Genomic DNA, 13912 nt, shown 5'->3' on the forward strand with positions numbered 1-13912 from the left:
CATGGATTTATTCAGTAAGTATTACCAAAAAAAGTGGGCTGAACGGCTCGATGTTCTCTGGGAGGCGGGGCTGTTAACAACGGATGAAATCGCACAGTTGCGCCACCTAGGGACGGCAGCAGCACTAGGTGACACGATGATTGAAAATTACTTGACTAACTATGCCTTGCCAGAAGGATTAGCAGTCAATTATCAAATCAACGGCAAAGATTATGTTGTTCCGATGGTAACTGAGGAACCATCAGTGGTGGCAGCTAGCAGTAACGGTGCACAGCTAGTCAAGCGAGCTGGAGGCTTTCAAGCGCAGATTGCCGAGCGGTTGATGATTGGACAGATCATCATTGAAAACGTGCAGGACCAAGTAGCCCTAACCGGGGCATTGGCAGCACGGGAAGAGTATTTATTAAAGGTAGCTGATGAAGCCCACCCATCACTCAAACGGCGGGGCGGGGGAGCACGCTGGTTACGATTGCGGCCGTTAGCAGCTGACTTATTAGCAGTGGACCTAGCCGTCGATGTTCAAGAAGCAATGGGAGCCAATATGCTCAACACGATGTTAGAAGCAGTGGCGACAGCTATTCGCACTGAGCTCGATCAAGACGTTCTGATGGCGATCCTCTCAAACTATGCGACTGAATGCCTGGTTCAAGTAGAATGTACGCTGCCAGTTACTCTTTTAGGGCGGGGAGATATCCCAGGTGAGGTAGTAGCAGCTAAAATCGCCCAGGCAAGTCGAGTAGCGCAGCTTGATATTTATCGGGCAACAACCCATAATAAGGGGATTATGAACGGGGTCGACGCCGTTGTCCTGGCTAGTGGCAATGACTGGCGGGCAATAGAAGCAGGCGCCCATGCCTATGCTGCGCGCGACGGACAGTACCGGGGGTTGAGCCAGTGGAAAGTCCAGGGGACAAAGCTTCACGGCCAGCTAACTTTACCAATGCCCTTAGGGTTTGTGGGCGGTTCAATTGGGATCGTTCCGGTAGTACAGTTGAACCACAAATTAATGCGGGTAGAAAATGCCCGGGAATTAGAACAAGTAGTGGCAGCGGTGGGGCTAGCCCAGAATTTGGCTGCCCTACGCGCCCTGGTAACTGATGGAATTCAGCGGGGCCACATGAAACTTCAATTGCGGTCACTCGCTGTGGCGGTAGGGGCGGATGCTGACGAAGTGGCGGCCGTCGTCCAAGCGATGCAAGCCCAGCACGCCCGGTCATCGCAGCAGGCAAGAGAAATTTTACAGGAGATACGACAAAAAAATGAGCGAAAATAAATTTACCACGACCATGTTAAATGGCCAGACTCAGAATTTAATTCAAGCCGTCGAAGCACAAACTAACCATCCAGTAACGATTGAGTTTGCCGATAAAAAGGCAGGATATTTACGCCACGATCAGGCTCAGTTGGTACTTCGCGACGGGGCGGTGCATGTAAAAGTCTTTGACATCACAGAGCCCAACTATACGGTGGCCCATGAATTGCTCCATTTTCTATTGGTAGCGCGAAATGTGCCGCAAGTAGCTTTCAACCTGACGACGGGTAAGCAAGATTTGGACCTGAAACTCATGACTGTGGGGGTGGAATTATATGATTCAGTTTTACACTTCGCAGTTTATCGTGATCAACGAAACCGGGGCTTGATTACGGAAGAAGATGAAGAGCTGTACTTCAAGGGGATTTTGGCTACTTTGCAGCCCGAACCAGCTGATGGCCATAACGATGGGTGGATGTCATTCCGTCTGTTAACCTTGTTCGACGCCTTGATTTTCTTTGTAGAGCAACAGGAAGCGATCTTGCCCAAACTCCAAGAACTCTATCCTAAGACCTTGCAAGCAGCCCAGAAACTGTATGAATTAGCAAGTGCTAAACCTTTGGTGGATGCCCATGCGATGCGGCGGACGGTAGTTAAATTGTATAAGGCGTTTGATCAGCAGTTAGAACGGTGGGGTTTGGTTAGCATGTACCTTACAGACTTTGTAACACTGACACCAGTATTGAGTGACCGACAGTTACGGTTAGAAGTTCGGCAATTGTTCACGATTTACCATTCGGAATGGACGGCTAAACTTCATCACCGTTCAGGCTATATTGGGCGGTGGAAGAATGATGAGCAAAACTCATTTGTGATTCCAGAGCCCCAGAAGAATGCACCGGAGACGTTTACCCGCTTGTACGAGATGAAGGTGGCGGACTTTATGGAACGGATGGGATTGGAATATTTAAAGAAATGAGTGCTAAACATCACGGGTGAAAATCGTGGTATAACAGACGCCCCGGTAAGATGATAAAATCATCCATCGGGGTGTTGTTATACGCTAGATTTTTGTGATGAAAAGCACGTTAAGGAAAAGAAGTGTGATCGAACCCGGGTAACTCTCGTGTCCTAGGGCATAAAGTCGCGGTGATGTGTAAGCATCACAAGAGTTTATGACTAGGGATAGGGAGTTGGGTGAGGAACACGTTAAAGAAGTGCTGAGGGGTGCGGTTAGAAAGCGTGACCTAACCCGGGTAACTCTCGAATTATAACGTGAACAAAGATGGTGTCCGTTATCCACTAAACTTGTGCGTTGATGATAGGTGTTAAAACGGGCTCGATGTTACTCTTAAACAGTGTGTAGAAAAGATATTTTTTCGTGTTTTGCAGAAAAACCGAAAAAAATTAAAATTAGGGGTTCACATTTCTAGTGGCGTTTGTTATACTATTTTTCGTTGATGAAATGCTTGCTTAGCTCAGTTGGCAGAGCACGTCACTAGTAATGATGAGGTCGAAGGTTCGAATCCTTTAGCAAGCACTACTCAATTAAAGCCTGTGGTTTTTTACCACAGGTTTTTTTGTGCTTTTATTGAGCGCAAGGGCGACGGACTCAGGAGGGATCTGTGATACAATTAGTAAAAAGATAGCGGAAGCGAGGCAAGATTAGCGATGATTTTAATTTCATGGAATATTGATTCTCTGAACGCGGCTTTGACAAGTGATTCACAACGGGCTCATGCGACCCGGGTGGTTTTGCAGACAATCTATGCACACAAGCCTGATATTTTTGCAATTCAAGAAACCAAGTTACGGGCGACGGGTCCAACCAAAAAGCACCAGGAGATTTTGGCAACAATGTTTCCTGAATATGATTATGTGTGGCGGTCATCAGTCGAACCAGCGCGGAAAGGCTATGCAGGGACAATGTATCTTTACAAGCGGGACTTAGCCCCAGTAGTATCCTATCCCCGAATCGGGGCGCCAGAACCGATGGATGACGAAGGACGGATTATCACGCTGGAATTTGCTAACTTCTACGTGACTGAAGTCTATACTCCTAATGCTGGCGATGGGCTCAAGCGGTTGACTGAGCGGCAGGGCTGGGATCAAAAGTATGCAGCTTACCTGCATGAACTTGATCAAAAGAAACCCGTTTTGGCTAGTGGGGACTTCAACGTAGCCCACCATGAAATTGACCTCGCTCATCCGGAAAATAATCACCGGTCAGCTGGGTTTACTGATGAAGAACGGGCCGGCTTTACCAACCTTTTGAGCTATGGTTTTACTGATAGTTTTCGGCACGTACATGGGGATGTGACGGGAGTTTACTCCTGGTGGGCCCAACGAGTACGAACCAGTAAGGCTAACAACTCGGGGTGGCGGATTGATTATTGGTTGGTTAGTGAACGGATGGCAGACCAGGTTGTTCGGTCCGAGATGATCGCAACTGGCGACCGGCGTGACCACTGCCCAATCTTGTTAGAGATTAAGGATTAAGCGCACAATAACGATACGGAAAGCTGGCCTCATCGGTCGGCTTTTTTGAAAGGAGCAGTTTTATGGACATTAGTCAACCAGCATTTCAGGCGGCGGTACTGAACGGGTTAGTTGATCATAGTTCCTATCACGGAAACCGGGTGGTTGGGCCCAAAATCATCACTAATAAGCCAGCAGGAACGATCTGGGCGACCTTACGTCAGCAATTGTTGACTTGTAATGATTTCACCTGGGCAGTAGCCTTTATCACACCGGATATGCTGCCACCCTTGAAACTGGTGTTGGCAGACTTAGCCCGTAAAAAGATTACGGGCACATTGATTACCGGCCAGTACTTAGGTTTCAATAGTCCACGGGTTTTTCAAGAGCTCCGCAAGATTCCCAACCTCGATGTGCGGATCACTACCACTGATGGCTTTCACACCAAAGCTTACATGTTTGATCATGGAAACTATCACACCCTGCTGGTAGGGAGTGCCAATTTTACCCGCCGGGCAGTTTTGCAAAATAATGAATGGCTTCTCCAGGTGACAACTAGCGAACAAGGTGCTCTAGGTCAACAGGTAAGAACAGAATTACTAACCCTCAAAGAGCAAAGTCAACCCCTTGATGAACAGTGGCTTAAAGCCTATGAACAAACGTGGCAACCGCCCGTACGAACTGCGGGAAATCCGTCAGCAGCGCCAACCGCCAAAATCGTACCCAATGCGATGCAAAAAGCTGCTTTGCATGAATTGGCTCAGTTACGTCAGGCTGGAGGCCAACGGGGCTTGGTGGTATCAGCTACCGGGACAGGGAAGACCTACCTGGGGGCTTTAGCAGTGAAACAAGAACAACCCCAACGGTTCCTGTATGTAGTCCATCGGGAACAAATTGCTAAAAAAAGCCGAGCAAGTTTCCAAAGAGTCATTGGCGGGCCGGCGACTGATTTTGGCTTGCTGACGGGGAACCATCATGACCGCCAGGCTAAATACCTTTTTGCAACGGTCCAGACTTTGAGCCAGGACCAGGAGTTACAAAAATGGGCGGCGGATGAATTCGATTATATCTTGATCGATGAGGCCCATAGGGCAGCTGCCCCGTCTTATCAGAGGCTTTTTCAACACTTCACGCCACAGTTTTGGTTGGGGATGACGGCCACCCCAGATCGGCCTGATGCACAGGATGTTTATGCGCTTTTTGACTACCACTTGGTATATGAGATCCGCTTGCAAGCAGCATTGGAAGCAGGCATGCTGACACCTTTCCATTACATCGGGGTGACCGATTATGTTCAAGCGGGGGTCACGATCACTGATACAACTGCTTTGGCAACCTTAATTGCTCCTGAACGGGTAGATTACATTCTGCAGCAATTGGACTACTACGGGTACTCCGGCGACCGGCCCTGTGGGCTTGTCTTTTGTAGCCGACAGGAAGAAGCCCACCAGTTAGCGGCAGAGTTCAGCCAACGGGGCTACCCAGCCCAGGCATTAACTAACCAGGATAGTGCAGGACAGCGGGCCCAGGCAGTGGCAGCTCTGGAAGAAGGGAAACTGAACTATATTATTACCGTTGACCTTTTTAATGAAGGAATTGATATTCCCGCCCTTAACCAGATCATCATGCTCCGCAATACCCAGTCGAGTATCGTATTCTTACAGCAGCTAGGACGGGGATTGCGTAAGTATCCAGGACAGGAATTTGTGACGGTAATTGATTTTATTGGTAATTATCAAAATAACTACCTGATTCCAATGGCGTTAACACGCGATACCAGTCGGGATAGAACTGTCCTGCGACAAAAGACGACTTTGCCACCAGTAATGGGATTGACAACGATCAACTTCAGCCAGGTGGCAGCCCAGGAGATTTTTGCCTCGCTCGCCAAGGTTAAACTTGATGCTATGCGGGAGTTACGCCAGGCTTTCAAGGAATTGGAGAATAAACTGGGGCGGCCTCCTCTGTTACAGGACTTCTTCCAATGGGGAAGCGTGGATCCAACGGTCTTTATCCGCACGAGTGCGATCAGTAATTACAACCAGTTCTTAGTAAAAATGGGAGTAGGGCAGCCCTTGGCGCCACTAGCAGATGCCATCCTGACATTTGTTACCCAAGAGTTGACTAATGGCAAACGCGTCCACGAATTAGTGCTGCTGGACCTGCTACTCAAGCAAGGAACATGCACAGCCGAGGCATATACCCAGGCCCTTAGCGATCACAAAGCTTATGTGTCACCGGCAGTATTGCGGTCAGTAATGGGCGTGTTGAGTTTGGACTTCTTTGCCGTCAAAGCTGGGAAACAAACTAAAAAAGCTCGCTATGGGAACCACGCCTTAGTTGAACAACAAGACTTGTTGGGCTACCAGCTAACTGCCCCGCTACAAGACCTTCTTAGACAAGACGATAACTTTGCTCACTTATTGCAGGATGCGGTAACTACCGGTTTACTTTTAGCCCAGCGCTACGACCAAGGAGAACAGTTTACCCGGTATCAGCGTTATGACCGGCGTGATGTATGCCGTTTGCTCAACTGGCCTTTGGATGTTAGTGCTCCCCTGTATGGTTACCGGGTGAGTGCGGGAGTTTGTCCAATTTTCATTACTTATCATAAGCCGGTAACTGATGCCGAAAAACAAGCTAGCCGGGCTGCACGCTATGATAATTCATTACAAGATGGACAAAACCTGCGTTGGTACACACGGACCCCTCGCCACCTTAATTCACCTGAGGTGCAGGAACTGTTACAAGGAGTAGACCAAGGTCAGCCCCAAGTGACCATCCATCTCTTTGTCAAGCGAGATGACCAGGCGGGAAAGGAATTTTATTATTTAGGACCGGCGACGATTGCGCCGACGACGGTGGCAGAAGAACTGATCGGTCCGCAAAAGAAAGCTGCAGTGGGGATGGATTTACATCTGCAGTATCCATTACCACCGCAGATGATGAACCTCTTGTTCAGTGAAGAATAGTTTAAGTGAGGTGGAGATAATGAATAAACAAACGCAGTTAAATCGGAAAATTCAGGTAGCGCTTACTACAATTACTGACCAAATTAGTGCTAACCGCCGTTTCCTACGGAAACACCGCCGGCGCCAGATGGCTAGTCACTGGCTCAAAATGTTAGCCATCGTGGTTGGTTTGACCGGGGTAGGGGGTATGTTTGCTTACTTCAATCCAGTGGTCCAACTAGTGGCTCAGATTTTAACAGCAGTCGGGATGGTGGTCCTTAGCGCGACGTTGCTATTGAGTAATGACCGCCAGACGGCTGGGTGTTTGGCCCGAGCTGAGCTGGCCGATCAGACCTTGTGGTTGCTCAAAGACCAACTGACTGACCTGGCGATCGTAGTAGAATTTGCTGATCCAGAAACAGCTGACTGGACACAAATGGACGAAAAGTACCATTTGCTTAAAAATGATATGTACCGAATAGGGCTTCAGGTGCCAGTAACGGCATTAGATGGCAAGCCGGTGGAAGCTGAAAAGATTGTCCCAACAGAGGAGGATCAGCAGTGAAAAAGATGACCTTAGGAATTGTGGCCCCAGTTGATGCGGGCAAAACCACCCTGGCGGAAACACTCTTGCACCAGGGGGGAACCCTCCGCCAATTGGGCCGGGTTGACCACGGGGATGCTTTTTTGGATTCAGCTAATATGGAGAAGCAACGGGGAATTACGATCTTTTCCCACCAGGCGCTGATCTCCATGGACGACCGACAATTGACCTTACTGGATACGCCGGGGCACATTGATTTTGCAGCGGCGATGGAACAGGTATTGAGTGTTTTAGACTATGCGGTGCTGGTGGTGGCGGCTACGGATGGGGTGACGGCGTATACCCGAACTTTGTGGCGCTTGTTGACCCGCTACCAGGTGCCGACGGTGGTTTTTGTTAACAAGATGGACTTGGCGAATGCGTTAGATCGAGAAGCCCTCTTGGCTGACTTAACAACTAACTTGGCATCCACTTGTATCCCCTTTGATGATGAGTTAACGGCGGATACCCAAGAAGCAATTGCACTCAATGATGAGGACTTGCTGGATGAGTATCTGACTTCTGGGACCCTAGCACAAGAAAGAGTCCAAGAATTGATTGCCCAACGCCGGCTTTTCCCTGTGTACTTTGGCTCAGCCCTCCAAGAATCAGGGAGTGCTACCCTGTTGGATGGGCTGGTAAAGTGGGGAAAATGGCAAGATGGAATCCATTCTTCAACGGCGCCTTTAGCAGGGCGGGTCTTCAAGATCACCCGGACAGAAGCCGGAGAACGGTTGACGTGGATCAAGCTGACACAAGGAGAACTCCGGGTTAAAGATGAGCTGTTTCCAGGACAAAAAATCAACCAGATCCGGATCTACAATGGGGAAAAATATACTAATGTGACGGCAGTGGGCCCCCAGCAACCATGCGCAGTGACAGGGTTGACAGCGAGCTATGGAGGACAAGGATTGGGAACCACTCCAGACCTCGCTCAACCTTATTTGGTCCCAGCCTTGAGCTACGCAATAGATCTCCAGGGCAACGATCCCCACGTTTGTCTGCAAGCTTTACGCCAGCTGGAAGATGAAAACCGCCAGCTCCATGTGCAGTGGTTGCAGGATGTGCAAGAAATTCACCTCCAAGTGATGGGGGAAATGCAGATCGCGGTCCTCAAGGAGGTGCTCCAGGATCGCTTCGGGTTAGCAGTGGCCTTTATAGCGGGACAAGTTTTGTACAAAGAAACCATTACTGCTCCAGTAGAGGGGGTCGGGCATTTTGAGCCCCTCCGCCACTATGCTGAAGCCCATATCCTCCTCGAACCTCTCCCAGCTGGAAGGGGAATTGAGGTTAAAAGTGATTGTAGTTTGGAAGTGTTGGAACGTAACATTCAGCACCAGGTTCTGACGACGCTGAAAACAAAAGAACACCGTGGGACGTTGATTGGAGCCCCACTGACAGATGTGCGGTTGACACTGGTTACCGGTAGAAGTCATATCAAGCACACCGAAGGGGGGGACTTTAGAGAAGCTACTAGTCGGGCTGTGCGGCAGGGACTGATGGTGCTTCGCCAACGGCAAGCAATGCAGCTGTTGGAGCCTTGGTACGAATACACGTTGACGGTGCCGGTCAACCAAGTGGGCCGGGCGCTCAATGACATCGAGGCGATGGGTGGCAATTATCAATTGCCAGAAAGTGCTAACCAAGCGGTCTCAGTGATTACAGGGATGGCTCCGGTTTCGCAGATGCGAAGCTATGTCCAAACGGTGCGCGCCTATACTCATGGGCAGGGACAATTGGAATGTATCGTGGCGGGTTACCGGCCCACGGTGAATGCGGAAAAAGTGATTGCTGAACGAGCGTATGAACCGCAAGCGGACTTGGACAACACGCCTGACTCAGTTTTTTGCGCCCATGGGGCAGGGTTCCCGGTGCCGTGGGATGAGGTGCCCCAGATGATGCATTGTGAATATGTGAGTGCTGTAAAAAAAGAGTGCTGAGTGGTGCGGGTAGAAAGCGTGATCTAACCTAGGGTAACGAATGCTGAGTATCATCAGAAGAGGTATAGCTTTCTGCACTACGAAGCACGTTAAATCGAAGTGTGATTGAGATTGGACAACTTTCATGCCATCAATTTGCATAAGAAAAAATTTTTTCAAAAAACAAAGTACCTAATTGGTAAATGACACACGACATATAGTGGAATAAAGCACTATATGGTCGTGTGTTGTTTGCAGATACTAGATTCGCGCTAAATTTTGAAGCAAACAAAATAATAAAAAATGCTAAAACTGAACCGGTTGGGGATTTTACAAACCAGTTCAGTTTTTGTTTAGTAGAAATTTTGCGCGAAAAATGAGGGAGAAAAATAGCCCCCAAAAAAAGTTGTTGACCCCAGACCGTAACGCTTTACGGTATAATTAAACCGTATTATATAAATGGATTGAGAGAGTTAGATTTATTTTTTAGGTAGGGAATATCATGAAAAGTAATTTTGAATTTTTGCGAAAAGATATAGATCTACAAGAATTCTACGCACGGGCCCAAAATGCTGAGCGTAGTTATCTTGCTCGCGATTACGCCGGAACATTTAGTGCCATTCGTGTTATTGCGGAAAATATTGTGCGGGAAGCGTTGGATCGTAGCTTCGTCGAAGTTAGTAAGAAGGCACAATTTAGTGAGTGTTTGCGGGCATTTAAATACCATCATATAGCTAATCAAAAGATCGTTGACGACTTGTATAATCTTAAGGAACAGGGAAATAGTGCTGCCCACACTCTGGGGAATGATTATACCAAGCAAGAAACATTGGATGGGTTAGAAAAGATGTATAACCTATTAGTGTGGTTTGCTAATAGTTATTGCTTGGATAACGAACACCACGCCGCTTTCTTTGAGCCTGAAAGAGATTTGTACCAAACAACAGAGCGCAAATTAATTTATGTGCAAACAGGTACAGGTGAAGCTGCTAACTTATATAAGGGATTGGAAAAGGTTGGTGATACTTCAATTGATACGTTTGAAATTGATAACCGTCCCAACAGTGATGACTTGCGGAAATATGCTGATCGGCGAATTAATCAATACATGGGAACATCACTAATTCCTTATGATTTACAGTGGGTGGAATTGGCCTATAATTCTAAGACAAAGCAGTGGTTCCGTGATTACGATGTGCACGAAGTTCTCAAACGTTCTGGAATCAAGCAAAAACATTTCGATGGGTCTTCTGCCCGTGAATGGTTCAAGACAGATGTCGAAACAGTCAAGGCTGCAATTAAGGCGGTTAAAGAGGGACGTAAGTCAATAGACATCACATCGCATGTTGCCAACTTACAGCCAAAAATTGAATTACGACCAGAACAAAAAGAAGCTATCAAGAAGACTAAGAAAGCTTTCAAAAAAGGCAATAAGATGCTGTGGAATGCTAAGATGCGGTTTGGAAAAACGTTAACGGCACTCCAATTAATCAAAGAGCAAAAATACCAACGTGTTTTGATTATGACCCACCGTCCTGTCGTCGACGTCGGGTGGTTTGAAGATTTCAAAAAGATTGGGCTACCAGAAGCAGGTTACCAATACGGTTCAAAGAAACAAGGCGAAGCAATTAACAACCTTATCAATGGCACTAGTCCATTTGTCTACTTTGTTAGTTTACAAGACTTGCGCGGATCTGAAGTAGTTGGGGGTAAAGCTGGGGATAAAAACCAAGACATCTTCACCACTAAATGGGACTTGATAATCATTGATGAAGCTCATGAAGGTACCCAGACGGAATTGGCTCAACGGGTGCAACAACAAGTAGTTACACCAAACTATACTAAGTTACTGGAACTTTCTGGGACACCGTTTAACATCATGGACCAGTACGAAGAAGACCAAGTCTTCACCTGGGATTATGTGATGGAACAAAAGGCCAAGTATAACTGGGATCAGCAAAAGCCGACCGAGCCAAACCCTTATGATGGGCTGCCAAAGGTATCAATGTACACCTTTGAAATGGGAAAGAAGTTCAAAGATCTAGCTTTCAAAGGCGAACTCAATCGGTCATTCAATTTCAAGGAGTTTTTCCGGGTAAACAAGGAAGGCAAGTTTGTTCATGAGGATAAAGTCAAACAATTCCTGGATAATATCACTACGCCAGATGAAACGACCAACTATCCGTTCTCAACGCCAGAATTCCGGGCGCGTTTGCGTCACACCCTGTGGATCATGCCGGGGGTTAAGGAAGCAACAGCTTTAGAAGAATTGTTGAAGCATCATTCGGTATTCATGGAATATCAGATTGTTAACGTAGTTAAAGGCGATAGTAGTGAAGAAATTGAAGCTTCTGCTGATGATGTTAAAAGGGTCAACGATGCGATTACGGCTGAGCCTGCTCGGACTAAGACCATCACTTTAACTGTACGGAAGTTGACAACCGGGGTAACAATCAAACCCTGGACAGGGGTAATGTTTTTATCCAATACTAATAGTGCTATGCAGTACCTTCAAGCAGCTTTCCGGGCCCAAACGCCATATTCTGATGCAACCTTTGGGAAGAAAACTAACTGCTACATCTTTGACTTTGCGCCTGACCGGGCCTTGACTGTGATGGCTGAATCAACCCGACTGAACACTGGCGCAGGTAAGCGAACTACCAGAGAACAACGGGATGAGATGGGTGAGCTACTGAATTTCCTGCCAATCATCGGAGAAAACACTCCTGGTCAGGGAATGAAGCCGTATGAGGTGGATACTCTGCTGGCTAAGATCAAGCATGTTTATGCTGAACGAGCTGTCCGGAAGGGGTTCGATGATAATTCACTGTACAGTGATGAATTGTTGAACCTAGATAAAGAAACGCTAAAGAAGTTTAATAAATTAAAGGCAATTGTTGGACAAACTAAGGCGGAAAAGAAACCAGCGAAAATCAAAGTCAATGACCAGGGACTGTCAGATGAGGAACGGAAAAAAGCCCAAAATGCGCAGAAAAAGAAGCCGGCAAAACGCACCCCTGAAGAACAAGCTGCAATCGATAAGCTGAATGAAGCTAAGCAAAACCGACGCAAATTAATTTCCATTTTACGGGGCGTTTCTATCCGAATTCCATTGATGATTTATGGGATGGAAGCAGACCTGGATGAAAATGTGGGCTTGAACCAGTTTATTGATAAGGTTGACCAGAAATCTTGGGATGAGTTCATGCCAAATGGTTTTACCAAGGACATGTTTAGAGAATTCAAGCGCTACTACGACAACGACATCTTTATCGAAGCAGGAAAGATTATCCGGCGAAAAGTCAAAGTTTTGGATAGCTTAGCTCCAATTGAACGTATCGACCAATTAACGACGATTTTAGGGACATTCCAAAATCCTGATAAGGAAACGGTTCTGACCCCATGGCGGGTGGTTAACCTGCAGTTGGGGCAGACGATTGGCGGGTATTCATTCTTTGATGACAACTATGAATATCAGACTATTGATGGTAAGCCAATTCATAAATGGGTCACTACGGACTATACCAGTCGGGCATTCCCAAATGACAAGAATACACACATCTTGGAAATTAATGCTAAGACGGGGTTGTACCCACTATATGCAGCGGCGTCACTGTTTTACCAAAAGCAAACCCAAATTCTGATTGAAGAAAAGCGGAAGATTGGGCTGGAAGAACAACGGATGCTGTGGCAACAGATCTTACGGGAAAACATCTATGTGGTAGCTAAGACCCCAATGGCAGCGACGATTGCTAAGCGGACGCTGACAGGATATTTGGGCGATGACATGCCAACTAACATAGAATATGTGGAAAACATCGTCCAAGACGCAAAGAAAAATGTAAAAGAAGAGGCAAAGAAGATAAAGGGGCTGTTTGGGGTTATGAAGTTTGACGTTGTGATCGGAAATCCACCGTATCAGCAGGAAGCAAAGGGAGCAAGTACGCGCGATGAACCGATTTACCATAATTTTATGGAATTATCGTACAAATTGGCAGATATTGTAACATTGATTACTCCAGGACGGTTCTTGTTTAATGCGGGACAGACTCCAAAGAAGTGGAATCAAAAGATGCTCAATGATGAGCACTTGAAAGTAATCTTATATGAACAAAAGAGTGGCAATATTTTCCCACGCACAGACATCAAGGGCGGTATTGTTATTACCTTACGCGATGCAAAAAAGGATTTTGGAAAGATCGGTGTATTTACTAGCTTTGCGGAATTAAACTCAATTGCTAAAAAGGTACGTGAATTGGATGAAGAGTCGTTTAGTCAGATTGTTTCTCCACGTGGTAGTTACCGTTTTTCGCCAAAATTTTTTGAAGATTATCCCGAAGCATCTAATAAGTTAGGGAAAGGGACTAGGAATATGATTGTGTCCAATGTCTTTGGTAGATTGCAATAAATAACTTGAACAAATTTAATGACGCAGATTAAGCAAAAAGATCTCAATTGGAGTTCGCCAGTTCAAACATTTGAGTGGCCGTGAATTCAGATACCAGTTAATCTGAATCAATTCATCATCACTAATCTCTTCAATTGGCTGACCCTTAGGAATAAATCGCCGTAACACTCGATTACGATTCTCATTACTACCACGTTCATGCGGAGAATAAGCATGGGCAAAGTACAACGGCACGCCGGTATTTTTCTCAATTGATTGGTAGTTGGCGAACTCTTTCCCGTGATCAACCGTCAGTGTCTTGAGATTAGTTCCTAATTGATT

At 46.7% G+C, this 13912-nt stretch carries 8 protein-coding genes and 1 tRNA gene; 8 read left to right on the top strand and 1 reads right to left on the bottom strand.

The window, feature by feature from the left end:
* The first annotated feature begins 1 nt into the window (after position 1).
* From G541_RS0106385 to G541_RS09515, 8 genes are all read left to right on the top strand, one after another.
* A complete protein-coding gene (locus G541_RS0106385; protein WP_027826896.1) occupies positions 2-1273 on the top strand; it encodes a hydroxymethylglutaryl-CoA reductase, degradative in 1272 nt (423 codons plus the stop codon).
* The gene (locus G541_RS0106390; RefSeq protein WP_009555647.1) at positions 1260-2231 is read left to right on the top strand and encodes a hypothetical protein; all 972 of its coding nucleotides are present in this window, start codon (positions 1260-1262) and stop codon (positions 2229-2231) included. Before G541_RS0106385 ends, G541_RS0106390 begins: the two co-directional genes overlap by 14 nt.
* Positions 2232-2719: 488 nt before the next feature.
* A tRNA-Thr gene (locus tag G541_RS0106395) sits at positions 2720-2792 on the top strand.
* A gap of 131 nt (positions 2793-2923) precedes the next feature.
* On the top strand, positions 2924-3751 hold the full coding sequence (locus G541_RS0106400) for an exodeoxyribonuclease III (protein WP_027826898.1): 828 nt from the start codon (positions 2924-2926) through the stop codon (positions 3749-3751).
* Positions 3752-3813: 62 nt separating this feature from the next.
* On the top strand, positions 3814-6702 hold the full coding sequence (locus G541_RS0106405) for a DUF3427 domain-containing protein (RefSeq protein WP_027826899.1): 2889 nt from the start codon (positions 3814-3816) through the stop codon (positions 6700-6702).
* Between the two features lie 19 nt (positions 6703-6721).
* Positions 6722-7246 carry a hypothetical protein gene (locus G541_RS0106410; protein ID WP_027826900.1) on the top strand — a complete coding sequence of 175 codons (525 nt, stop codon included), beginning with the start codon at positions 6722-6724 and terminating at the stop codon, positions 7244-7246.
* Positions 7243-9204, top strand: a complete 1962-nt coding sequence (locus G541_RS0106415) for an elongation factor G (protein WP_027826901.1) — start codon at positions 7243-7245, stop codon at positions 9202-9204. Before G541_RS0106410 ends, G541_RS0106415 begins: the two co-directional genes overlap by 4 nt.
* A gap of 481 nt (positions 9205-9685) precedes the next feature.
* A complete protein-coding gene (locus G541_RS09515) occupies positions 9686-13591 on the top strand; it encodes an Eco57I restriction-modification methylase domain-containing protein (RefSeq protein ID WP_051174579.1) in 3906 nt (1301 codons plus the stop codon).
* 15 nt (positions 13592-13606) lie between these two features.
* Here G541_RS09515 and G541_RS0106425 read toward each other — a convergent pair.
* Positions 13607-13912 (bottom strand): IS30 family transposase (locus tag G541_RS0106425; RefSeq protein WP_027826262.1); only part of this gene is annotated, 306 nt, incomplete at its 5' end.

It is taken from the genome of Ligilactobacillus saerimneri DSM 16049 (assembly GCF_000423265.1).
GTDB classification, from domain to species: Bacteria; Bacillota; Bacilli; order Lactobacillales; family Lactobacillaceae; genus Ligilactobacillus; species Ligilactobacillus saerimneri.

Coding starts and splice junctions, on each gene's coding strand:
- G541_RS0106385 (WP_027826896.1), top strand. CDS start 2: ATGGATTTATTCAGTAAGTATTACCAAAAAAAGTGGGCTGAACGGCTC.
- G541_RS0106390 (WP_009555647.1), top strand. CDS start 1,260: ATGAGCGAAAATAAATTTACCACGACCATGTTAAATGGCCAGACTCAG.
- G541_RS0106400 (WP_027826898.1), top strand. CDS start 2,924: ATGATTTTAATTTCATGGAATATTGATTCTCTGAACGCGGCTTTGACA.
- G541_RS0106405 (WP_027826899.1), top strand. CDS start 3,814: ATGGACATTAGTCAACCAGCATTTCAGGCGGCGGTACTGAACGGGTTA.
- G541_RS0106410 (WP_027826900.1), top strand. CDS start 6,722: ATGAATAAACAAACGCAGTTAAATCGGAAAATTCAGGTAGCGCTTACT.
- G541_RS09515 (WP_051174579.1), top strand. CDS start 9,686: ATGAAAAGTAATTTTGAATTTTTGCGAAAAGATATAGATCTACAAGAA.